Below are 22,356 nucleotides of genomic sequence, written 5' to 3'. Positions count from 1 at the left end.
GAAAGCGAAATGGCGGAGATCCTGGTGCTGTACTACAGCCGTGGCGGTTCAGTGGCACGGCTTGCCCGCCAGATTGCGCGCGGCATCGGCGAGGTGCCGGGCATGAGCGCGCGGCTGCGCACGGTGCCCCCGGTGGCGGCGGTGACGCAGACCGCGCTGCCCCCGGTGCCCGAGGACGGCGCACCGTATGTGAGCGTGGCCGACCTGGCCGAATGCACCGGGCTGCTGCTGGGCAGCCCGACCCGCTTCGGCAACATGGCCGCGCCGGTGAAGCACTTCCTGGACGGGCTGGGCGCGGAGTGGGTCAACGGCACCCTGGCCGGCAAGCCGGCCGGCGTGTTCACCTCGACAGCCTCGCTGCACGGTGGGCAGGAGTCGACACTGCTGTCGATGCAGGTGCCGCTGCTGCACCACGGCTGCCTGATCGTGGGTATCCCATTCACCGAGCCGGCGCTGAGCCATACCACCACCGGCGGCACGCCGTATGGCGCCAGCCATGTGGCCGGGGCGGACGACAACCCGGTGCCGAGCGAGGATGAGAGCATCCTGGCGCGGGCGTTGGGGCGCAGGGTGGCCGATATCGCGCGGCGGTTGGCGTGAGCACGCGCGCCCAGGAAATCGTCCTTGCGCTTTTGCTGGTGGCGCTGGCGGTGCTGTTCGCGGTCTGGTTCGCGCAGGACAAGCATTGGCTGGCCACCCAGCTGGTGTTCACCCTGCCGCCGCTGCTGCTGGCGCTGGGCGTGCTGGTGCGGCGGGGCAAGGCGATGTTCTGGGCCGGCGTGCTGGCGCTGTTCTGGTTCAGCCACGGGGTGATGAGTGCCTGGAGCCACCCGGAGGTGGCACTGTGGGCCTGGCTCGAGCTGGGGCTGGCCCTGGCCGTGATCGGGGTCGCCAGCACGCCGGGGCTGCGCCGGCGCTTCGGCCGCAAGACGACGGCGGGCTGACCGTCCGGCGTCCCAAGCCTGCATCGGGCGGGCGGCAGCCGTATCATCTACGGGTCGGCGCGGCGGTTCCGTGCCCTTCTGTCTGGTACCCAGGATGCTTGCAATGGAAGAACTACTGATCATCACCACCGGTGGCACGATCGACAAGATCTACTTCGACGACAAGTCGGACTATCAGATCGGTGATCCGCAGATCGGGATGATCCTGCGCGAGCTGGGCGTGACCTTCCGTTTCAATGTGATCCCGATCCTGCGCAAGGATTCGCTGCACATCACCGACGAGGACCGTGAGTTGATCCGGGCCACGATCGCCGCCCAGCCGACGCGGCATGTGCTGGTGACGCACGGCACCGATTCGATGGTGCAGACCGGCCAGGTGCTGAAGTCGATCACCGACAAGACGATCGTGATGACCGGTGCGTTGAGCCCGGCGCGCTTCCGCGGCTCGGATGCGGAGTTCAACATCGGGTGTGCGATCGGTGCGGTGCAGTCGTTGCCGAGCGGTGTGTACATCGCGATGAACGGCCGGATCTGGAATCCGGAACAGGTGCGCAAGAACGTGGCGGCGAACCGGTTCGAAGCTGCGTAATCACTGTTGAGTGAACGAACGCCCCGGCATGCCGGGGCGTTCTGCGTTGGTGCGATGGGACCGCGATCAGTACTGCGCGGTGAGGCTCAGGCCGGAGAAGGTCGAGTAGGCCTTGACCCGTACGTGCCAGGTGCCAGCCGCCGGTGAGGTGATCGTGCAGGTCTCGTTGTTGCCGCTCAGGTAGGGGCGGCAGGTGTAGACGGTGTCGGTCGGGGCGCTGCCGGAGCGGACGTAGAGATCGGCATCGCCACTGCCGCCGGCGATGGTGACCTTCAGCTGGCTGCGGCCGGACGGCACGGTCACGGTGTAGGCCAGCGAGGCACCGCTGGCGGCGCCGAGGCCGGTGACCGGGACGTTGTTCTGCAGCACGTTACCGGTGCCCGGGTTCGGGTTGGTCCCGCCCAGCGCGGCCGTCACCGCCGCGGCGGCATCGACGATGCCCGCGCCGCAACCGCCGGAGCAGGCGCCCGGCAACGGCCGTGCGGTGCTCTTGAGCAGGCTCTCGATGGCGGCCGGGCTCAGGGCGGTGGGGGCAACGGACTGGATCAGCGCGACCACGCCGGCCACGTGCGGGGCGGCCATCGAGGTGCCGTTGTAGGAGGCATACGATGCGGTGCCCGGCACCGTGGTGCCACTGTTGAGGGTGGAGAGGATGCCCTGCCCCGGGGCCGAGATGTCGATGCCGGCGCCGTAGTTGGAGAAGCTGGCGCGGGCACCGGCCGAGGTGGTCGCGGCAACGGCGATGACGTTGGCGCAGTTGGCCGGTACCGAGGAGGAGACGTTGGTGTTGCTGTTGCCGGCAGCGACGACCACGGTAGTACCGCGCGAGACGGCACCGTTGATCGCGGTCTGGTAGGTGGTGGAGCAGCTGCCACCGCCGCCGAGGGACATGTTGATCACTTCGGCGGGGTTGGCATTGGCCGGGACGCCACTGACGGTACCGCCGGAAGCCCAGACGATCGCGTCGGCGATGTCGGAGGTGTAGCCGCCGCACTTGCCGAGCACGCGCACCGGGACGACCTTGGCATTGAACGCTGTGCCGGCCACGCCGCTGCTGTTGTTGGTCACCGCCGCGACGGTGCCGGCCACGTGGGTGCCGTGCCAGCTGGAATTGGAGGCCGGAATGCCCGCGCCACACTCGTTGGCGGCGTACCAGTCGCCTTCGTCGTTGGGGTTGTTGTCGCGGCCACCGCCGTCGCGCGCCATCGCCGCGTCGCTGATGAAGTCATAGCCTGGCAGGATGTTGGCGTTGAGGTCCGGATGGTTGGTGATGCCGGTGTCGATCACCGCCACCACCACGCCGGTACCGGTGGCCTTGTCCCAGGCCGGGCGTACGTTGATCGAGGCGTTGCTGGTGCCGAAGCCCCACTGCTCGGAAAAGCGGGTGTCGTTGGGCACCAGGGTGGCCTGCATCAGCTGATCGACTTCAACGTATTCCACGCCCGGGTCGGCCGCCAGGCGGCGCATCAGCAGTTCGGCTTCGGCGCGGTCCAGCGGCCGGTCGGCCTTGACCACGGTCGGGCCGATCGCCAGCTGGCGCAGCTTCTGCAGCCCCAGCGCACGGCCCTGGGCCGCCGGCACGGCCGCGGCGGCGGCCTTCAGCGAACTGGCCAGCGCGGTCGGGGTAGCGACCTCGGTACTGCCATCCTTGTACTTCACGATGAAGCGCTGGTGGGTCGGCGCCGAGGACAGGCCGCTCAACTGCACATCACCGGCGAACGCCGGGGTGGCCAGCAGCAGGGTCGACAGAACGGAGGCGCCCAGTACAACCCATGCACGGTGACGCAAACGGTGTTGCGAGACATGAGACATCGGATTTCCCTTTCAGACAGTGAATGCCGTCGTCGCGGCTGAGAATCCTGATCCGATCCGGGGGCTGCGGGAAGCGATGGCGCGGATCGGGCCGGGTGAGTGGATCGGTTCCCCTGACATCAAACCGCCCACACCGACGCTAGTGGCTCACCGCACGATCAACAATGTTTCAGCTGCACTTCAGTGACATGAAATGTCGGATTTGAGACTTTCTGTGTCGAGGGTTTGTGAAAGTGAAGGGTCTCGGCAGCGTTTGAACGCTCTGCCTGCGTCAAGAAATGTCCGAAATGGCTGTCACTGTCCCCGACACCCGGACATCGCTTGCGCATCAAAGGCTTGCGACATTGCCACCGTGGGACAGGCAACAAAAAACCCGCCTGTCACCAGGCGGGTTTCTTTGGCTTCCTTCGGATCCGCAGGGATCAGGCGTCCAGGCGGACCAGCCAGCCGTGACGGTCCGGCAGGCGACCGTACTGGATGTCGGTCAGTTCCTTGCGCAGGGACATCGTCACTTCGCCGGCCGGCGCGTTGATGTCGCCCACCGAGAAGCCTTCGCCCTTGAGCTGGCCGATCGGGGTGACCACCGCAGCAGTACCGCAGGCGAACGCTTCCACGATCTCGCCGGAGGTCACGCCGTCCTTCCACTCCTCGAGGGTGACCTTGCGCTCTTCGACCTTCATGCCGCGGTCGCGGGCCAGCTGCAGGATGCTTTCGCGGGTGATGCCTTCCAGGATGCTGCCCGACAGCGACGGGGTCACCAGGGTGCCGTCCTTGTAGACCAGGAACACGTTCATGCCACCCAGTTCTTCCAGGTACTTGCCCTCGACCGGATCCAGGAACAGCACCTGCGAGCAGCCCTGCGCCTGCGCCTTCTGCTGTGGCAGCAGCGAGGCAGCGTAGTTGCCACCGCACTTGGCCGCGCCGGTGCCGCCCTTGCCTGCGCGTGCGTAGTCGGTGGACAGCCAGATCGACACCGGCGCCACACCCTTGGCGAAGTATGGACCGGCCGGGCTGGCGATCACGTAGTAGCCGGCCTTGTGCGCGCCGCGCACGCCGAGGAAGGCTTCATCGCCGATCATGAACGGACGGAAATACAGGCTGGATTCGTCGGCCGACGGCACCCAGCTGGCGTCCACGGCAATCATCTGCTTGAGCGATTCGACGAAGATGTCCACCGGCAGTTCCGGCAGCGCCAGGCGCTGGGCCGAACGCTGCAGGCGGCGGCCGTTGGCCTCCGGGCGGAAGGTCCAGATCGAGCCGTCGGCGTGGCGGTAGGCCTTGATGCCTTCGAAGATTTCCTGACCGTAATGCAGCACCGCGGCGGCCGGATCCAGCTGCAGCGGGCCGTACGGGCGCACCACGGCATCGTGCCAGCCGGTGTCCTTGTCCCAACGCACTTCCACCATGTGATCGGTGAAGTGCAGACCAAAACCGGGGGCGGCCAGGATGCGCTCACGCTCCTCGCTGCTGCGCGGCTGGGCGGAACGGGTGGTGTTGAAGCTCACGGAAGACTGGGACACCGGATATTTCCTGTTCTGGTTACGGGGAACGCCGTGACGCCGGCTGGCGATGGGCGGTTACAGCATGCCGGTTTCGAGCCGGGCGGCCTCGGACATCATGTGACGGCCCCACGGCGGGTCGAACACCAGCTCGACGTCGGCCTGCGCCACCGTCGGGATCATTTCCAGCTTGCTGCGTACGTCATCGACCAGGATCTCGCCCATGCCGCAGCCGGGGGCGGTCAGGGTCATTTTGATCTCGACCTCGCGCTGGCCGTCATCCAGGTGCTTGAGGTCCACTTCATAGACCAGGCCCAGATCGACGATGTTGAAGGGGATTTCCGGATCGAAACAGGTGCGCAGCTGCTGCCACACCAGTTTTTCGACCTCCTCGTCGGAGGCATCGGCGGGCAGTTCCAGCGCCGGGGGCGCTTCCTTGCCGATGGCATCGCCATCCTTGCCGGCGATGCGGAACAGATTGCCTTCGACAAAGACGGTATAGCTCCCACCCAGGGCCTGGGTGATGTAGCCATAGCTGCCAGCGGGCAGCGTGACCGTTTCGCCCTGCGGGACCATGACGGCCTCGCAGTCGCGTTCGAAGTGGACAGGTTCACTGCTACGGGAATACATGTGGATCGATATGGGGGTCGCGGCCAATTCCCGCAAGGCGACCATTTTAGCCCAGTGGCCGCCCACGCGCCGGTCACCCCGCAAGCCGGTATCCTGTGGGGACTTACAGGAAGATTGCATGTCGCCCACGTCCGTGCCTGTCCGGAGCCGCCACTGGCTCTGGCCCCCGATGTTGCTGCTTGGTGTCGTCACGGCCACGTTGGCCTGGTTGTTCATCGCCCTGCTGACCGGCCGCCAGGCCGGCTGGATGGCGGTTCTGGTGGCGTTGGAGATCGCCTTCATGCTGCGTCTGGGCACCCTGCGCGCCGGTACCACCCGGGTGGTGCTGACCCTGCTGGCCACCGTGCTGGTGGCGCTGGCAGCCAACTGGGGGATCGCTTCGGCCTACCTCGGCGGCTCGATGGGACTCACCCCGTGGGAATCAGCGTTGCGCATGGGGCCCTATCTGGCCTGGACCCTGAGCGGCCTGGCCAATGGCGCGGTCGAATGGCTGTGGCTGGGCGTGGGGCTGGTCGTGGGTTGGTGGGTGGCGAGGTAACGTCATCGCATTCGCGCTGCTGCTCCGTCGGTAATGCCAGCTAGCAGGCGGCTCCCCTGCACGCTGTCGGAATGCAGCTGGAGGAGAGCCCCCTGAGTCAGGGGGCGGCGCCGAAGGCGCGGGGGTCTGGGTGCTGATGAGTCCGGGCCCGCGTTGTGCGCAGCAGAACGTGGGGCGTCAGCGCGCATGCGATGACGTTTACCCGCCGTCTAGCGCCTTCAGTTCGCTGACCAGCGCGCTCGCCGCACCCGCACCATCGCCGTACAGCATGCGGGCGTTGTCGGCATAGAACAGCGCATTCTCGATGCCGGCAAACCCGGTACCCTTGCCGCGCTTGATCACCACCACGTTGCGGGCGTTGACCACGTCCAGGATCGGCATGCCGTAGATCGGGCTGGCCGGGTCGGTGCGCGCGACCGGATTGACCACGTCGTTGGCGCCGATCACCAGTACCACGTCGGTGTTCGGGAATTCCGGGTTGATGTCGTCCATGTCGGCGATGAGGTCGTAGGGCACGCCCGCTTCGGCCAGCAGCACGTTCATGTGCCCCGGCATACGCCCGGCCACCGGGTGGATCGCGAACTTCACCTTGATGCCGCGATCGATCAACCGCTGCGCCAGCTCCCACACCTTGTGCTGCGCCTGGGCCACGGCCATACCGTAGCCGGGCACGATCACCACGCGCTCGGCGAAGGCCAGCATCGCAGCGACGTCGCTGGCCTCGATGGGCTTCTGCGCGCCGCTGATTTCCTGCGCGACACCGCCGCCGCCGAAGTTGGAAAACAGCACGCCACTGATCGGCCGGTTCATCGCCTTGGCCATCAAACGGGTCAACAGGATGCCGGCCGCGCCAACCATCATGCCGGCGATGATCAAGGCCTCGTTGCCGAGCACGTAACCCTCGAAGGCCACCGCCAGGCCGGTGAAGGCGTTGTACAGCGAGATCACCACCGGCATGTCCGCGCCACCGATCGGCAGCGTCATCAGTACGCCCAGCGCGAGTGCGACCACGAAGAAGCTGATGATCGCCACCGGGCTCAGGGTGACCGCTGCCCAGATGCCCAGCACCACCATCGCCAGCGCGACCAGCAGGTTGAACACCTGTTGCCCCGGGAAGGTGACGCGGCGGTCGAGCCGACCATCGAGCTTGGCCCAGGCGATGATCGAGCCGGACAGCGAGACCGCACCGATCGCCGAACCGATCACCGCCAGCGCCAGCACGGTGGCCGACGGCTGGCGCGCGGCGAGATCGGCCAGTGCCTGCTCGCTCCAGTGCGTGGTATCGCGGTTGGTCAGGAACGAGAAGCGCAGTAGTTCGACCGCACCGATCGCCGCCGCCGAGCCGCCGCCCATGCCGTTGTAGAGCGCCACCATCTGCGGCATGTCGGTGATCGCCACGCGCTTGGCCGACCACCACGCCACGCCGGTGCCGATCGCCACCGCCGCCAGGATCAGCGGGATGTTGTGCAGCTCGGGCAGGAAGAACGTCGCCACCGTGGCGATCAGCATGCCCAGCCCGGCCCAGCGGATGCCGCTGCGCGCGGTCATCGGCGAGGCCATGCGCTGCAGGCCGAGCAGGAACAGGGTGGCGGCCACCAGATAGCTCACCTGGACCAGCCACTGCAGCAGTTGCGCGGTGGTCACGTTCAAGGCGTCTTCTCCCCGGCGTCGCGCTTGGCGCTGGGCTTGAACATGTCGAGCATGCGTTCGGTCACCACGTAGCCACCGGCCGCGTTGCCCGCGCCGAGCACCACCGCGATGAACCCGATGATCTTCTCCAGCGGGGTCTGCGCGTGTCCCAGCACCACCATCGCCCCGATCAGCACGATGCCGTGGATGAAGTTGGAGCCGGACATCAACGGGGTATGCAGGATCACCGGCACCCGCGAAATGATCACGTGGCCGGCAATGGCGGCCAACATGAAGATATACAACGCCACGAACCCGTCGCTCATTGCAGTCAGTCTCCCAGGCGGTCATCCCGTCCCCTGCATCATAACCATGCGCTGAACCAATCGGGCGGGCCGGTCAACCGCGGCCGCCCTGGGGCGTTCTCACGGTATCCCCCTGCCGGACCGCTACCCTGTGCTGGTGAGCTCTCCCCTACCGTCGATGGATGCTGAACTGCCCGCCCCTGCCGAAGCGGCGCTGCCGGTGTCGCTGGATGCGTTCCTGGCCGGCATCGGCCCGCGCGCGTTCCGCTTCGCCGAGGCCGGCCTGCGCCAGCGCGAGGACGCGCTGGATGCGGTGCAGGACAGCATGTTGAAGATGCTCGGCTACCGCGACAAACCCGCCGCCGAATGGGCACCGCTGTTCTGGAGCATCCTGCGCCGCCGCGTGGTGGATCTGCAGCGCCGCCGTGGCTTCCGCCTCAAGTTCTGGCGCAGCAGCGACGAGGCCGGCGGCGACCATGACATCGACTGGGCCGACCACGCGCCCGGCCCGGCCCAGGCCCATGAGCAGCGCGATCAGTACGCACAACTGGTGCAGGCGCTGCGGGAGCTGCCCGCGCGCCAGCGCGAGGCCTTTACCCTGCGCGTGCTGCAGGACCTGGACGGCGCCACCACGGCCAAGGCCATGGGCTGCAGCGAAGGCGCGGTCAAAACCCATCTTTCGCGCGCCCGCCAGGCGCTGCAGCAGTCTCTGGAGATCGCCCTGTGAACCGCCCCCTGCCCCCTTCGATACATGACGATGCCGCCCTGCGGCAGCTGCATGCGCAGGCGCTGGATACGCTCTCGCCGACCACGCTGGCGCGGCTGCGCAGCGCGCGTCATGCCGGCCCGTCGGCCAAGCGGCACACCCCGTCCTGGTGGATGGCCACGGCCTGTTCGGCGGTGGTCGCGCTCGCGTTGGGCTACAGTTTCCTCCTCGGCGAATCGACCGCCCCGCCGGCACCGGTCGTGGCGAGCGCGGCCGATGACGGCAGCGACGTTCTCGACGAAAATCCCGATCTGTATGTGTGGCTGGGCAGTACCGACCTGGCAATGGAGTGATGATGAAACTGCGACTGTCCCTGGGGCTGATGTTGCTGACGCTGAGTGCGGCCGGCTGGGCGCAGACCGCCCCGCTGCCGGACTGGGACACACTCAGCCCGCAGCAGCGCGAGGCGTTGATCGCGCCCGTGCGTGACCGCTGGAACGACGCGCCGGCGCCGCAACGCGAGCGCATGCTGCAGCACGGCCAGCGCTGGCTGACCATGACCCCGGAACAGCGCGCGCAGGCGCACCGGGGCCGCCACCGTTTCGAGAACATGACGCCGGAACAGCGCGAACAGGCGCGCGCGCTGTTCGGTCAGATGCGCAGCATGACCCCGGAGCAGCGGCAGGCGCTGCGCGACCGCTGGGCGCGGATGACCCCGGATGAACGCAAGGCCTGGCTCAAAGCCAACCCTGCACCGACACCGCCACCGCCGCCGAAGCGCTGAACGCCTTAACAGGGACGGAGGTAGTTATTAATCCCCTCCGTCCCTGTTATTTCTGTTATTTCAGGCGGCGACCCAGCGGGTTTTGGCGAGCAGTTCGTCGTCCCAGTCGAAGGTGACCGCGCCGTCTTTCAGGAACAGCGCGACGAAGTTGTAGACGTTGCGGGCGTACATCTCGCTGGCATGCACCGCGCCCTGGCTGGCCAGGTTGAGCGGACCGTCGATGAGCACACCGTCCAGATCCACTACCTCGCCCGGTTGCGTGGCCTCGCAGTTGCCGCCGGTTTCGGCGGCGAGATCGACGATCACACTGCCCGGTTTCATGCCACGCGCCATCGCGGTACTGACGATTTTCGGCGCTGGCCGCCCTGGCACGGCCGCGGTGCAGATCACCACGTCCACCGTGCGCAGGTGCTCGCCGAGGCGACGCTGCTGCTCGGCACGCTCTTCATCGGTCAGCGGCCGCGCGTAGCCGCCTTCGCCGACCGCGCTCACGCCCAGATCCAGGAATTTGCCGCCCAGCGATTCGATCTGCTCGCGGGTTTCCGGGCGCACATCGAAGCCTTCCACCTGCGCGCCGAGACGGCGGGCCGTGGCAATCGCCTGCAGGCCGGCCACACCGGCACCGACCACCAGCACTTTGGACGGACGGATCGTGCCGGCGGCGGTGGTGAGCATCGGGAAGAAGCGCGGCGCGCGCTGGGCCGCGATCAGGGTGGCCTTGTAACCGGCCATGCCCGCCTGCGAACTGAGCACATCCATCGACTGCGCACGCGTGGTGCGCGGCAGACGCTCCAGCGGGAACGCCTGCAGGCCACGTGACTGGATCAGGCCGGCACGTTCGGCGTCGGCCTGCGGGTGCAGCATGCCGATCAGGCTGGCACCGGATTTCAGTCGGGCAAGGCGGTCATTGGAGGGTGGCTGTACGCACAGCACGAGATCGGCCTGGCCCAGGCGGGTGTCATCGGCTGGCTGGGCGCCCACGTCCTGATACGCCGCATCGGGGAAGCCCGCCGCCAACCCTGCTCCGGGCTCGAATGCGACGCCCGCCCCCAGCGCGATCAACTTGCGCGCCGTTTCCGGCGTCATCGCCACGCGCCGTTCCCCCGGCGCATGTTCCTTTACCACCAACACCTCGACAGCCATGCCTGTCCCCGACGATCAGCGGATTGTGGGCTGATCGTAACCCGATCGTCAGGCCAAGGTGGCCCCCGGGGTCAATGCACGGTGGCGTTCTTGGTATCCAGGCGATCGATCACGCCCTGCATGGCGCTGTCGAAGGCACCATCGTCGATATGCGCACGCAGACGCCCCAGGCGCACCATCACCGCCAGTTCTTCCGGCGAGGCCACGCAGAAGCGCACCCCGCGCCGGTTGACGAACAGCAGGCGCTGCGAAATCGGACTCACCCAGGACAGCTTGCCGGCCTGCACCTTGCCGTCCTTGTCGACGAAATCCAGCCAACTGCCGATCTCCAGGCCGCGGAAGCGGTCGGCATCGGCATTGTCGAAATCGCTGACATCCACCTTGCTGCCCAGCTCCACCACCGCCGCCGATTCCTGCGCCGGCGGCGAAGGCAACGCCACCTGCGGCAGCTCGGGCAGCGCGCGTTCCAGCTCCGGGCGCGATTCGGCGATGCCCTGCAGGGTGTCGTGCAGCGCATCGATGGCACTGGTCGCCGCGTCGGCATGCACACCGACGCTGGCAAAGACCTTGCGCAACGCGGGTTGCCAGGCCTGCAGCCACGGCTTGCCGACGATATGCCGGCGCGCCTCGGCCACTTCATCCAGCATGCCATCGGCCAAGCTCAGGGCCTCACCGACCGAGGCGCCGTCTTCGCCTTCGCGCAGCACCGTCAGAGTCAGGTGGTGCTGCCAGGGCTGGCGCAGGAATTCACCGATCGCCTGCGGCAAGGTCGTGTCGCCAATCCGCCGGTCCAGTTCGGTGCTGGCCCGTTGGCGCGCCATTTCAAGTTTTTCCTGGCCGCGCTGGGTCTCGGCGGCACGGCGCTCGGCGATCTCGATCCGGCGCCGGTGCTGGGTCAGGAAATCGCGGAATTCTTCTTCCAGGGTCAGGAAGATGGCCAGGTTCTCGTTGAACTCGGCCACCAGGCGCTCGATGATCTCCTCGACCTTGCCCATCAGCACGCGCTCGGCCTGGCTCTCGCCGGTGTTGCCTTCGCAGGCCTCAGCCAGCGAGTTGAGCAGCTTGCGCGCCGGGTGGGTCTTCTGCACGAACATGCGGCGGTCGAGCATGGCGACCTTGACGAAGGGCACCACCAGCCGGCCGATCAGCTCGCGCGAGCGGCCCTCCAGGTCGCGCTCGTCCAGCATCACGTCGAACAGCATGCCGACCAGATCGATCGCATCTTCATCCTGCGGGTCCAGCCGCGCCTGCGCGGGATCCACCCCGAGCCGGGTCGCGCCGGACAGCACTTCACTCTTCAACCGCTGCGCCAGCGATTCGCCGTCCTCGCCGATCGCCGCGCGCAGGGTCGCGCTCGGCGTGGCCTGCAGCAGCGACAGCACGGACATCATCTCGCGCTGGCTCAGCGGGCGCTGCTGGCCCACCGCGACGCTGGCCGCCGAGGTGGCGTCCTCGCGCACATGGCGGGTCTGCTGCAGCAGTTCGTGCAGGGCATCGAGCAGCATGCCCTGGTTGCCGCCGAGGCTGTCACCCGCATCGCCGGGCAGGTCCTGATGCCCGGTCTGGCTGCCCTGAAGGCGGCCGCGGCTCTCGGCCCAGCGATCGGCGAAGCGGCGGGCCCAGGCCGGTGCCTGGCCCTCCTCGGCGCTGCTGCCGAGCGCCGTGTCGGCATCGAAACCGTCAAACCCGGCCTCGCGCTCGGGGCGCGGCGGCGGCGAGGGTGCGCGCGGCGGTGGCCGCCGCGCGGCCATCTGCGGCATCACGCCCGCAGCGGCCAGTTGTTCATCCAGGTACTCGTAGCGCTTGCCGATCGGCTGCTGCAGATCGCGCTCGCACAGCTTGATCAGCACCAGCCGAACTTCCGGGGCCAGTTCACAATCGGCGAAGGCCTCGTGGATGGCAACGCCGATATGCTCGGGGCTGATCGGATTGGTATCGGCATTGAGCTCGACACCACCGGCGATCACGCCCAGGCGGCGGTCGAGCCGCGACAACACCGGCTTGAAGTCACGCAGCAACACGGTGGCGAAGTTGCGCACCGCCAGGCGGGATTCCAGCACGTGTTCAGGAACCAGGCTGAGGCCATCTTCGATCTGCCCGGCCAAGGTGGCTTCGGCCGACAACGGGTCGCCCCGCTCCAGCGCCTCCCAGCCTTGCGTCAGGTGAGCGCGGAACCCGGCCACGATGTCGTCCCGGCGGCGGCGCAGCTCGCGCATGCCATCCAGGAACAGCAACTGCGACGCGCCGGCAGTGCCGGCACGGTCGAACAGCACGTCGTCGAAGCGCGCCAGCACCGTCGAGAACGACTCGATCAGCCCAGGCAGCACGGCCTCACGGGCCATCTTCAACAACGCCGGGTCACGGCCCGGGTGCCCCCCTACATTGGGCGTGGCGATCATGCGAGAAGGCTCCCCACCTTCACAGGTACTGAGTACAACATGGATACAACGAACGCCGGCGCACCCCATGCGCCCACGTTCGGAGGATAGGCCGGCCGACCGGTCAGAGACAATGAAACAGTCGACACGTTAGACCTCATTACCGGTGACCCGGCAGGCCTTGTATCGTAAGCGCAGCAGGACGTGGAAGCGAGTACAGCCACGTGAAGGAAGTCCGCTGATTAGGTGATGTTCATCACGCTTTGTCGCAAATTGCACCGAGATCGCCCAAGACCGTGCCACAAACACGGACGACTATAATCGGGGCATCGTGAAGCCTGATTGAGAGACCATGTCCGTTCCCCCTGCGCTGCATGCCCTGGACGCCCGCCGTTCGGTCCCCGCCAAGCAACTGGGCGAACCCGGTCCGGATCCGGACACCCTGCTGCGGATGCTCACCTCCGCCGTGCGTGTGCCCGACCACGGCAAACTGGTGCCGTACCGCTTCCTGCGGATCGCTGGCGATGCACGTCACAGTCTGGGTACGTTCCTGGCCGACCGTGCCGTCCAGCGCGACCCCCAGGTGTCCGCTGCCCAGCTGGACAAGGACCGCCAGCGGTTCTCCCATGCACCGCTGATCATCACCGTCATCGCCAGCCCGCGGCCCAACCCCAAGGTACCCGAGGCCGAACAGCTGATGACCGCCGGCTGCGTTTGCTTCGCCCTGCTGCAGGCCGCGCAGGCGTTTGGCTTCGGCGCGCAGTGGCTGACCGCCTGGATGGCCTTCGACCCGGCCGTGCACGCCCACTTGGGCCTGGCCGAGGGCGAGCAGATCGCCGGCTTCATCCACATCGGCACGCCGAAGACCGAGGTACCCGAACGCGAGCGCCCCGACCCGGCCGCGCTGCTGCAGGACTGGGAGGGCTGAGATGTCCGCCCTTCCCGCCGGCCCCGGCATGGCGCCCCCGCCGCTGCGTGCGCCGCTGTACCTGGTCGACGCCAGTCTGTACGTGTTCCGCGCGTGGCATTCGATGCCCGATGAGTTCCAGGATCAGCAGGGGTGGCCAACCAATGCCGTGCACGGCTTCGCGCGCTTCCTGCTCGACCTGCTCGAGCGCGAACGCCCCGCCAACATCGCCATCGCTTTTGATGAAGCCCTGGACAGCTGCTTCCGGCACCGGATCTACGCGGCCTACAAGGCCAACCGTGATCCCGCGCCCGACGCGCTGCGCCGCCAGTTCGCGCACTGCAAGGCACTGTGCACCGCGCTCGGCCTGGCCGTGCTGGCCCACCACGAGTACGAGGCCGATGACCTGATCGGCAGCGCCCTGCATGCACGCCGCGATGCGGGGATGCGCGGGGTGATCATCTCCGCCGACAAGGATCTGTCGCAGTTGCTGTTCGAGCATGACGAACAGTGGGATTACGCGCGCAACCAGCGCTGGGGCATGGCCGGCGTCAAAGCCCGCCACGGCGTGCATGCGCACCAGATCGCCGATTACCTGGCGCTGTGCGGTGATGCGGTCGACAACATCCCCGGGGTGACCGGGGTCGGGGCCAAATCCGCCGCGGTGCTGCTGGCCCATTTCGGCAGCCTGGACGTGCTGTACGAGCGCCTGGATGAAGTGCCTTTCCTGCGCCTGCGCGGTGCGGCGCAGATGGCGGTGCGCCTGCGCGAACAGCGCGAGCATGCGCTGCTGTGGCGCCAGCTGACCACCATCGCGCTGGATGCGCCGCTGGACGGCGCCGCCGTCGATTTCAGCCGGGGCGTGGCCGATGCACAGATGCTGCAGGGCCTGTGCGATGCACTGCGGTTCGGGCCGTTGACCCGGCGCCGCCTGTTCACCGCCGCCGGCCTGTCCGATTCCTCTTCCGTTGCCAGTGAGTTCGCATGAGCCCAAATACGCAAGCCCCGAAGGTCGTTTTTGAAGGCAAGTACCAGCGCATGGTCGTGCGCGGCACGTGGGAGTACAGCGAGCGCACCCACGCCGGCGGCCTGGCCGCGATCATCATCGCGGTCACCCCGGACGACACGGTGCTGTTCGTCGAACAGTTCCGCGTGCCACTGCAGGCCAGGACCATCGAGATGCCGGCCGGCCTGGTCGGCGACATCGATGCCGGCGAGTCGATCGAGGTCTCGGCCGTGCGCGAGCTGGAGGAAGAAACCGGCTGGACCGCCGATCACGCCGAGGTGCTGATGATCGGCCCGACCTCCTCCGGGGCCAGCAGCGAAAAAATCGCCTTCGTCCGTGCCACCGGCCTGCGCAAGGTTGGTGAGGGCGGTGGTGATGCCAGCGAAGACATCACCGTGCACGAGATTCCGCGCGCCCGCGCCGCCGCGTGGCTGGTCGAGAAGATGGGCCAGGGCTATGAACTGGACGCCAAGCTGTGGGCCGGCCTGTGGATGATCGAACACCATCTGGACGGCACGCCGCGTGGCTGATGCGTTCGCCCATCCGCACACCGGTGCGTCACTGCTCGGGCCGTCCGACCCGGCGCCGTTCACCGTGCATCAGGCAGACGGTCGCTCGTCGTATCTGCTGATCGCCGACCACGCCGGCCAGCTGGTGCCGACGGCGCTGGCCGGCCTCGGCCTGCCGCAGCGCGAACGGGACCGCCACATCGGCTGGGACATCGGCATCGCCGGCGTCACGCTTGAACTGGCGCGCCTGCTCGATGCGTGGGCGATCACGCAGACCTACTCGCGACTGGTGATCGACTGCAACCGGCCGTTGACCTCGCCCACGCTGATGCCGGCGGTGAGCGATCTCACCATGGTTCCCGGCAACCAGCGCCTGTCACCGCTGCAGCGTCAGCAGCGCATCGACGCGATCCACACGCCCTACCATGCACGCATCGATGCCGAGCTGGACACGCGCCAGACACAGGCCCGGCCAACGCTGCTGGTGATGATGCACAGCTTCACCCCGGTGATGAATGATGCTGCGCGCCCCTGGCATGCCGGCGTGCTGTACCACCGGGACACGCGCTTTGCGCGTCCGCTGCTGCAGGCGCTGCGCGAAGAAGGTGACCTGGTGGTGGGCGACAACCAGCCCTACGCGGTCAGCAGCACCAGCGACTATGCCGTGCCGGTGCATGGCGAAGGCCGCGGGCTGGTGCACGTGGAGCTGGAGATCCGCCAGGACCTGATTGCCGATGCCGCCGGCCAGCAGGCCTGGGCGCAGCGCCTGGCGCGCATCTTCACCGCACTTCAGCCGCAGCTGGACGCAGTGCCACCGGCATAAGGCGTACTGTCGCAGGCGCATCCATCCACGGAAACGCACGGTATCCCCGCATCTCCAGCGCGATGCCGGCCGCCTGGAAGGCCGCCGCAATGGCAGCGGCACGCGGGCGCTCCAGGTCACGACCGAGTTCCACCGGCAGGTCACGGCACAACGCCAACGCCCGGCCCACCGGGACATCCAGCACCGCTGCAACGATGCGGGCAGCGTCCTTCACCTTCGATGCCGGGCACTGCACCAGCGCCACGTCGAACGCGGCGAAAATCCCGCGCCCCACGCCCAGCGCATGCGCGGCCTGTCGTGCCTCGGCCGTCGCCTCACCCAGTGCTTCATCGATGCCCGCCACCGGCGCGAACGCGTCGTACTCGCTGTAGTACGCCAGCGCCTGCGCGTAGTCGTCCAGCGTGGACAACGGACACTGGCGCTTCTGCACGTCCAGCACATCGGCGAAGGTGGCGGCCTCCAGATACGTGCTCAGCGCATGCTGGGCAGCGAACGCCTCCACGCTGGGGTCGTCATGCTCAGCGTCATGGTCGGACAACCAGAACCGGGCATCCCGTTCGTCGCCGTCGGTGGCATAGACCCAGCCATACCGGTCCCACACGTCACGATCGTTGGTGCATCCGGCGATCGCCTCAAGCGCCTGGCAAAGGGTAAGCAGGTCGGTCATCGCCTCATCCTTCATTCGCGGACACCGTCGCTGCGGCCGCAGCGTCTTCCTGCGGCCGCAGCCATAGCGCTACGCCCACACCCAGCAGCGCGAACAGGGCCGCGCCGTACTGCGCATGAATCATGCCCTGCAGGGCCGCCTCACTGCTGGCGGCGGCGCTGCCGCGACCAGCGTTGGCCAGCATCACCAGCAACGCCAGGCCCAGCGCGCCGCCAATCTGTTGTGCGGTGGCAGCCATGCCCGAGGCCACGCCCTGCTGCGCGGCGGGCACGCCCTGCCCGGCCACGATCCACATCGCCGTCCAGGTGATGCCCTGGCCGAGGCTGAGCACCACGATGCCCGGCAGCAGCGCCCAGTAGGTCGCGCCGTACGGCAGCGCGACGGCGACCGCGGCGATGCCGATCGCGCCGGCCAGCATGCCCACCGTCAGCACCTGGCGCGGCGAACGCTGCGCGAGCATGCGCTCGGCGATGCGGATGCCGAACGTGCACACCAGGGTCGGCGGCAGGAACGCCAGGCCGGCCTGCAGCGCACCCCAGCCGTAGCCATCCTGGTAGTACAGCGCCAGGAAGTAGTACTGCACGCCGTAGCTGCTCATGAACAGCATCGTCAGCAGCATCGCCGCACGCAGGCTGCGCAGGCGCAGCAGCGAGAACTGCATCAGCGGGTCGCGGCTGCGGCGTTCGATCTGCACGAACGCGGCCAGCATCACCGCCGACACGAGCAGGCAGATCAGCGTGAGCGGCGCCGACCAGCCCCATACCGGGCCCTGCACCAGGGTGGTCACCAGCAGGCTGCCGCCGAAGGTCACGGTGACGCAGCCAGCCAGATCGAACGAGCGGCCCGCCAGCGGCGCAGGATCGCGCGGCAGCCACCAGCCGCCCAGCAGCGCGCAGCCGCCGGCGAACGGCACGATCACCAGCAGTACCGAGGCCCACCCGAAGCTCTGGGTGAGCACGCCGCCGAGCAGCGTGCCCAAGGCCAGGCCGCCGGCGCTGGCCATCGACCAGATCGCCAGCGCGCGATTGCGCGGCGCGCCTTCGGCGTAGATCGTGCTGATCAGCGCCAGCGTCGCCGGGAACAGCAACGCCGCGCCGATGCCCTGCACCGCGCGGGCCGCGATCAGCAGCCACGCACTGGTGCTGAAACCACCGACCAGCGAGGCCAGCGCGAACAGCGCCATGCCCAACCGATAGACCCGGCGGCGACCGAGCAGATCAGCCGCGCGGCCGCCCAGCAGCAGGCACCCGCCGAACGCCACCGTGTAGCCGCTGACGATCCACTGCAGCTGCTGGGCATTGATGCGCAGCTGCGCGCCCATCTCGTGCAGGGCAACGAAGATGATCGTGGAGTCCAGCGCGATGATCAGCTGGGCGGTGGCCAGCAACGCCAGGGCCAGGCGCGGAAATGCGGGCGCCGGCGCGCCAGCGGGAGACAGGGGGGAGGTCATGCCGACTCGGTACTGCGTAAGAAGGTGGGCAGTCTCATTGATGACGCTGCAGAAATAAACCCGGATACTTCGATATCTGTCATGCATATCCGCATGAATCGGAGGAGCGATGGACCTCAACGCCGTGCGCATGCTGGTGCAGGTGGCCGACGCGCGCAGCTTCACCGTCGCCGCCGGCCAGCTGGGGATCAGCCAATCCGGTCTGTCACGGGCGATCAGCCGGCTGGAGAGCGCCCTGGGGGTGCGGCTGCTCCACCGCAACACCCGCAACGTCAGCCTGACCCCGGATGGCCGCCAGTTCGTCGAGCACTGCGCACCGCTGCTGAGCGGGCTGGAGGATGCCGAGCGCCGGCTGGGTGATCGCCCCTCCACGCCGTCGGGCGTGTTGAAGCTGACGGCGCCCTCGATGTTCGGGCGCAAAGTGCTGGTGCCGCTGGCCGGGCAGTTGATGGCGGCGCACCCGCAGCTGCAGTTCGAGCTGGTGCTCAACGACCGCCTGGTCGATCTGGTCGAAGAAGGCTTCGATGCCGCGCTGCGCACCGGGCCGATCAGCGACGTGCGCATGGTGGCCCGCCCCCTGCGGCCGTTGCACTGGGTCACGGTCGCTTCCCCGGCCTACATCGCGCAGCACGGGGAACCGGCCACCGTGGACGCGCTGCGGGATCACGCCTGCCTGGCGGTGCGCAATCTGCGCAGCGGGCGGCTGGTGGATTGGCAGTTCCGCGAAGCCGAGGGCCAGCTGCGCGAGTTCACTCCACCGGCGCGGATGGTGTTCGACAGCGGCGATCCGCTGGTGGAGGGGGCGCTGGCCGGGATCGGCATCGTGCAGGTGATGGATTTCGCGGTGGCCGATGCGTTGGCCGACGGGCGGCTGCAGCGGGTGCTGCAGCCCTTCGAGGGCCGCAGCCGGGTGCTGTCGCTGGTTTATCCACCTTCGCGGCAGGCCTCACCGAAGCTGCAGGTGCTGGCGGAGGCGTTGTTGGGCGGTAATTGGTAACCCGCCGCATCACGACCAACGGTCGTGATCCACCGCACGACGTCAGGGGGTAACACGGTAGGCGCCGACCGTTGGTCGGCACGCCTCCATCAACCCGCGAAACGATCCGTCGCCCGCACCAGCGCGTCGACATTCTCCGCTTCGAACGCGGAGTGGCCCGAGGCCGGGCTGATCTCCAGCGTCGAGTTCGGCCACGCCTTGTGCAGTTCCCACGCGCTCTGCAGCGGGCAGACCACGTCGTAACGGCCGTGCACGATCACGCCCGGAATGTCGGCGATGCGGTGCGCGTCACGCAGCAGCTGTTCTTCCACCTCGAAGAAGCCGCCGTTGACGAAGTAGTGGTTCTCGATGCGGGCGAAGGCCAGCGCGAACTGCGGATCCTGATGGCTGTTCACGAAGTCGTCGTCCACGTGCAGGAAGCTGGTCGCGCCTTCCCACACACTCCACGCCTTGGCCGCGGCCAGGCGGGTGGCTTCATCGTCGCTGGTCAGGCGGCGGTGGAAGGCCGAGATCAGGTCGTGACGCTCCACCGCCGGGATCGGCTTGAGGTAGTGCTCCCACGCATCCGGGAACAAGCGGTTGGCGCCTTCCTGGTAGAACCACTCCAGTTCCCAGCGGCGCAGCATGAAGATGCCGCGCAGGACCAGCTCGGTCACGCGCTGCGGGTGGGTCTGCGCGTAGGCCAGCGCCAGGGTCGAGCCCCAGCTGCCGCCGAACACCTGCCAGCGATCCACTTTGAGGTGCTCGCGCAGCGTCTCGATGTCGGCGACCAGGTCCCAGGTGGTGTTGTCGACCAGGTCCGCATGCGGCGTGGAACGGCCGGCACCGCGCTGGTCGAACAGGATGATCCGGTACTTGGCCGGGTCGTGGAACTGGCGCATTTTGTCGCTGCAGCCGCCGCCCGGGCCACCGTGCAGCATCACCACCGGCTTGCCGTCGGGATTGCCGCACTGCTCGAAGTACAGCGTGTGGCGGTCATCGACCTTCAGGGTGCCGACGTCGTAAGGGGTGATGGCGGGATACAGCGTACGCATGACAGAAACTCCATGTGGAATGACAGTCGCCGCATCACGCTGCGCGGCGGCCCGGTGGACAGGTCATTCTAGCCTCGGGGTCAGCGCTGGGATGGCATGCCGTCAGGCCGGCAGACAGCCAAGGCTCACCCGGTCGCGCTGTTCCAGGTCGCGTTCGGTGGCGACCGACTGGAAACCGGCCTGCTGCAACAGCGCGCGGATCGCATCGCCCTGATCCCAGCCATGCTCGATCAGCAACCAGCCGCCCGGCCGCAGGTGCGCTGCCGCACCGTGAATGATCAGGCGGATGTCGTCCAGCCCGTCCTGGCCGGAGGCCAGCGCGGTGGGCGGTTCGAAACGCAGGTCGCCCTGGGCCAGGTGCGGGTCGTCGCTGGCGATGTACGGTGGATTGGTGGCGATCAGATCGAAGCGCTCGCCTGCCAGCGGTGCGTACCACGCGCCCTGCCGGAAGCGGACGTTGCCCAGTGCGTGGCGCTGCGCGTTGCGCGCGGCGACCGCAAGGGCTGCCTCGCTGAGGTCGGTCGCCACTACCTGCGCCTGCGGCCGTTCGCTGGCCAGCGCCAGCGCGATCGCGCCACTGCCGGTGCCGAGGTCGGCGACCCGCAAGGCGGCATCTTCGGGCGATCGTGCCAGCGCCAGCTCGACGAGTAGTTCGGTCTCCGGGCGCGGGATCAGGGTGGCCGGGCTGACCTCCAGGTCCAGGGTCCAGAAGCCGCGGCGGCCCAGCAGGTACGCCACCGGCTCACCGGCCAGGCGTTTGGCCAGCAGCGCCTCGAACGCCGCCACCTGCACCGGCTCGACCGGATCGGTGGCATGCGCGAACAGCCAGCTGCGCTCGCGTTCCAGCACGTGCAGCAGCAGCAGTTCGGCCTCATGGCGGCCTTCCACGCCGGGCAGGCGGGTGGCGGCATCGGCGAGCAGCTGGCGGACGTCTGGCGGGGCGGCGGTCATGGCGGAGCGGAGCAGCGGTGGGGGCCGCAGTGTAATTCACGCCACCGCCAGGATCGGTCGGGGAAAACGGCCTTCCGCGACCGACCACGCGATTGAATTCGACCATCGCAACACATATCTACATTTGTGATCGCTATCGATCTCGGCCGGAAATCACGGGTCCCCGGCGCGGGATGGGCCGCAAGCGTTCAGATTGCCCGCTGCCCGGATAAGCACAGACTATTGAGCCCATCATCGGCGCGAGCGCCGTGGTCATTGCGCTGCAACGGTTCTGACGGATCTGGCCATCACCATTCATCGCAGGATCAGACCATTTTGATAGCCTTTGTCTATCGTATAGATGCAATCAATGGATTGTTCTTATGGGAACGGAGCCGCTAACCTGTGTTGGTCGCTTCACCCACCCCCTTCACCAAGAGGAACAACGATGTCGCTCATCAACACCCAGATCCAGCCGTTCGAAGCCAACGCCTACCAGAACGGCGAGTTCATCAAGGTCTCCGACAGCACCCTGAAGGGTCACTGGTCCGTGCTGATCTTCATGCCGGCCGCGTTCACCTTCAACTGCCCCACCGAGATTGAAGACGCCGCCGATCATTACGCCGAGTTCCAGAAGGCTGGCGCCGAGGTCTACATCGTCACCACCGACACGCACTTCTCGCACAAGGTGTGGCACGAAACCTCGCCGGCCGTCGGCAAGGCCCAGTTCCCGCTGGTCGGCGATCCGACCCACCAGCTGACCAACGCCTTCGGCGTGCACATTGCCGAAGAAGGCCTGGCCCTGCGCGGCACCTTCATCATCAACCCGGAAGGCGTGATCAAGACCCTGGAGATCCACTCCAACGAGATCGCCCGTGACGTTTCCGAGACCCTGCGCAAGCTGAAGGCTGCCCAGTTCACCGCCGCCAACCCGAACCAGGTGTGCCCGGCGAAGTGGAAGGAAGGCGAAAAGACCCTGACCCCGTCGCTGGACCTGGTCGGCAAGATCTAAGCCGCTCCTCACCCCCATCCCCGCCCGCCGGGGATGGGGGTGAACCCAAGCCGGTGCCGCACGC

At 67.7% G+C, this 22,356-nt stretch carries 24 protein-coding genes; 13 read left to right on the top strand and 11 right to left on the bottom strand.

Going from position 1 to position 22,356, the window contains the following annotated elements:
- Positions 1–9: 9 nt before the first annotated feature.
- The 3 genes from wrbA to ABE463_RS04610 all read left to right on the top strand — a co-directional run bounded on the left by wrbA (position 10) and on the right by ABE463_RS04610 (position 1,533).
- On the top strand, positions 10–600 hold the full coding sequence (gene wrbA, locus ABE463_RS04620) for an NAD(P)H:quinone oxidoreductase (RefSeq protein WP_019186096.1): 591 nt from the start codon (positions 10–12) through the stop codon (positions 598–600).
- Entirely contained in the window at positions 597–944 is a 348-nt protein-coding gene (locus ABE463_RS04615) for a DUF2069 domain-containing protein (RefSeq protein WP_346467400.1), read from the top strand. The genes wrbA and ABE463_RS04615 overlap by 4 nt, the downstream gene beginning before the upstream one ends.
- A 103-nt stretch (positions 945–1,047) precedes the next feature.
- Entirely contained in the window at positions 1,048–1,533 is a 486-nt protein-coding gene (locus ABE463_RS04610) for an asparaginase domain-containing protein (RefSeq protein WP_026070231.1), read from the top strand.
- Between the two features lie 66 nt (positions 1,534–1,599).
- Here the strand turns inward: ABE463_RS04610 and ABE463_RS04605 are convergent, their stop codons facing one another.
- The 3 genes from ABE463_RS04605 to sufT all read right to left on the bottom strand — a co-directional run bounded on the left by ABE463_RS04605 (position 1,600) and on the right by sufT (position 5,474).
- A complete protein-coding gene (locus ABE463_RS04605; RefSeq protein WP_346467399.1) occupies positions 1,600–3,345 on the bottom strand; it encodes a S8 family peptidase in 1,746 nt (581 codons plus the stop codon).
- A 422-nt stretch (positions 3,346–3,767) separates the two neighbouring features.
- The gene (locus ABE463_RS04600; RefSeq protein WP_346467398.1) at positions 3,768–4,865 is read right to left on the bottom strand and encodes a branched-chain amino acid aminotransferase; all 1,098 of its coding nucleotides are present in this window, start codon (positions 4,863–4,865) and stop codon (positions 3,768–3,770) included.
- 57 nt (positions 4,866–4,922) lie between these two features.
- Positions 4,923–5,474: a putative Fe-S cluster assembly protein SufT gene (gene sufT, locus ABE463_RS04595; protein ID WP_123728426.1), complete on the bottom strand. Its 552-nt coding sequence runs from the start codon at positions 5,472–5,474 to the stop codon at positions 4,923–4,925.
- Positions 5,475–5,592: 118 nt separating this feature from the next.
- Between sufT and ABE463_RS04590 the strand changes: the two genes are divergently transcribed.
- Positions 5,593–6,012, top strand: a complete 420-nt coding sequence (locus ABE463_RS04590; RefSeq protein ID WP_346467397.1) for a hypothetical protein — start codon at positions 5,593–5,595, stop codon at positions 6,010–6,012.
- Between the two features lie 198 nt (positions 6,013–6,210).
- Here the strand turns inward: ABE463_RS04590 and ABE463_RS04585 are convergent, their stop codons facing one another.
- Positions 6,211–7,662 (bottom strand): NAD(P)(+) transhydrogenase (Re/Si-specific) subunit beta, encoded by a 1,452-nt coding sequence (locus ABE463_RS04585; RefSeq protein ID WP_102789567.1) that lies wholly within the window; start codon positions 7,660–7,662, stop codon positions 6,211–6,213.
- Positions 7,659–7,967, bottom strand: coding sequence for an NAD(P) transhydrogenase subunit alpha (locus ABE463_RS04580; protein ID WP_121044596.1), 309 nt, complete (start codon positions 7,965–7,967; stop codon positions 7,659–7,661). The genes ABE463_RS04585 and ABE463_RS04580 overlap by 4 nt, the downstream gene beginning before the upstream one ends.
- Positions 7,968–8,097: 130 nt before the next feature.
- Here ABE463_RS04580 and ABE463_RS04575 point away from each other — a divergent pair, with 130 nt between their 5' ends.
- The 3 genes from ABE463_RS04575 to ABE463_RS04565 are packed head-to-tail and all read left to right on the top strand — an operon-like array spanning position 8,098 to position 9,436.
- On the top strand, positions 8,098–8,673 hold the full coding sequence (locus ABE463_RS04575; protein ID WP_259262148.1) for an RNA polymerase sigma factor: 576 nt from the start codon (positions 8,098–8,100) through the stop codon (positions 8,671–8,673).
- Positions 8,670–9,005 carry a hypothetical protein gene (locus ABE463_RS04570; RefSeq protein ID WP_259262150.1) on the top strand — a complete coding sequence of 112 codons (336 nt, stop codon included), beginning with the start codon at positions 8,670–8,672 and terminating at the stop codon, positions 9,003–9,005. The genes ABE463_RS04575 and ABE463_RS04570 overlap by 4 nt, the downstream gene beginning before the upstream one ends.
- On the top strand, positions 9,005–9,436 hold the full coding sequence (locus ABE463_RS04565) for a DUF3106 domain-containing protein (protein ID WP_259262151.1): 432 nt from the start codon (positions 9,005–9,007) through the stop codon (positions 9,434–9,436). Before ABE463_RS04570 ends, ABE463_RS04565 begins: the two co-directional genes overlap by 1 nt.
- 60 nt (positions 9,437–9,496) lie before the next feature.
- Here the strand turns inward: ABE463_RS04565 and ABE463_RS04560 are convergent, their stop codons facing one another.
- Complete coding sequence (locus ABE463_RS04560; RefSeq protein WP_346467396.1) at positions 9,497–10,579, bottom strand: NAD(P) transhydrogenase subunit alpha; 1,083 nt, start codon at positions 10,577–10,579, stop codon at positions 9,497–9,499.
- A 71-nt stretch (positions 10,580–10,650) separates the two neighbouring features.
- A complete protein-coding gene (locus ABE463_RS04555; RefSeq protein ID WP_346467395.1) occupies positions 10,651–12,978 on the bottom strand; it encodes a DUF1631 domain-containing protein in 2,328 nt (775 codons plus the stop codon).
- A gap of 331 nt (positions 12,979–13,309) precedes the next feature.
- On the opposite strand from ABE463_RS04555, the gene ABE463_RS04550 reads away from it, so the two are divergent.
- The 4 genes from ABE463_RS04550 to ABE463_RS04535 are packed head-to-tail and all read left to right on the top strand — an operon-like array spanning position 13,310 to position 16,202.
- On the top strand, positions 13,310–13,885 hold the full coding sequence (locus ABE463_RS04550) for a nitroreductase (RefSeq protein ID WP_259262155.1): 576 nt from the start codon (positions 13,310–13,312) through the stop codon (positions 13,883–13,885).
- 1 nt (position 13,886) lies between these two features.
- Positions 13,887–14,852: a 5'-3' exonuclease H3TH domain-containing protein gene (locus ABE463_RS04545; protein WP_226956695.1), complete on the top strand. Its 966-nt coding sequence runs from the start codon at positions 13,887–13,889 to the stop codon at positions 14,850–14,852.
- The gene (locus ABE463_RS04540; RefSeq protein WP_123728417.1) at positions 14,849–15,400 is read left to right on the top strand and encodes an NUDIX hydrolase; all 552 of its coding nucleotides are present in this window, start codon (positions 14,849–14,851) and stop codon (positions 15,398–15,400) included. Before ABE463_RS04545 ends, ABE463_RS04540 begins: the two co-directional genes overlap by 4 nt.
- Complete coding sequence (locus tag ABE463_RS04535; protein ID WP_346467394.1) at positions 15,393–16,202, top strand: N-formylglutamate amidohydrolase; 810 nt, start codon at positions 15,393–15,395, stop codon at positions 16,200–16,202. Before ABE463_RS04540 ends, ABE463_RS04535 begins: the two co-directional genes overlap by 8 nt.
- Here ABE463_RS04535 and ABE463_RS04530 read toward each other — a convergent pair.
- Together ABE463_RS04530 and ABE463_RS04525 are read right to left on the bottom strand one after the other, a co-directional pair.
- Complete coding sequence (locus ABE463_RS04530) at positions 16,159–16,869, bottom strand: hypothetical protein (protein ID WP_346467393.1); 711 nt, start codon at positions 16,867–16,869, stop codon at positions 16,159–16,161. The genes ABE463_RS04535 and ABE463_RS04530 overlap by 44 nt on opposite strands.
- Before the next feature lie 4 nt (positions 16,870–16,873).
- Positions 16,874–18,319, bottom strand: coding sequence for an MFS transporter (locus ABE463_RS04525; protein ID WP_346467392.1), 1,446 nt, complete (start codon positions 18,317–18,319; stop codon positions 16,874–16,876).
- Between the two features lie 109 nt (positions 18,320–18,428).
- On the opposite strand from ABE463_RS04525, the gene ABE463_RS04520 reads away from it, so the two are divergent.
- A complete protein-coding gene (locus ABE463_RS04520) occupies positions 18,429–19,316 on the top strand; it encodes a LysR family transcriptional regulator (protein WP_346467391.1) in 888 nt (295 codons plus the stop codon).
- A gap of 89 nt (positions 19,317–19,405) precedes the next feature.
- Here ABE463_RS04520 and pip read toward each other — a convergent pair whose 3' ends face one another.
- Both pip and prmC read right to left on the bottom strand, forming a co-directional pair.
- Positions 19,406–20,350: a prolyl aminopeptidase gene (gene pip, locus ABE463_RS04515; RefSeq protein WP_259262161.1), complete on the bottom strand. Its 945-nt coding sequence runs from the start codon at positions 20,348–20,350 to the stop codon at positions 19,406–19,408.
- A gap of 102 nt (positions 20,351–20,452) precedes the next feature.
- Positions 20,453–21,301: a peptide chain release factor N(5)-glutamine methyltransferase gene (gene prmC, locus ABE463_RS04510; RefSeq protein WP_259262163.1), complete on the bottom strand. Its 849-nt coding sequence runs from the start codon at positions 21,299–21,301 to the stop codon at positions 20,453–20,455.
- A gap of 427 nt (positions 21,302–21,728) precedes the next feature.
- Here prmC and ahpC point away from each other — a divergent pair, with 427 nt between their 5' ends.
- Positions 21,729–22,292, top strand: a complete 564-nt coding sequence (gene ahpC, locus ABE463_RS04505; RefSeq protein ID WP_123728411.1) for an alkyl hydroperoxide reductase subunit C — start codon at positions 21,729–21,731, stop codon at positions 22,290–22,292.
- The last annotated feature ends 64 nt before the right edge of the window (positions 22,293–22,356 follow it).

This window comes from Stenotrophomonas sp. TWI819 (assembly GCF_039673075.1).
In the GTDB taxonomy this organism is placed as follows: domain Bacteria; phylum Pseudomonadota; class Gammaproteobacteria; order Xanthomonadales; family Xanthomonadaceae; genus Stenotrophomonas; species Stenotrophomonas rhizophila_B.
Note: the sequence above shows the minus strand (reverse complement) of the source record. Positions and strands in the feature narration are given on the sequence as shown.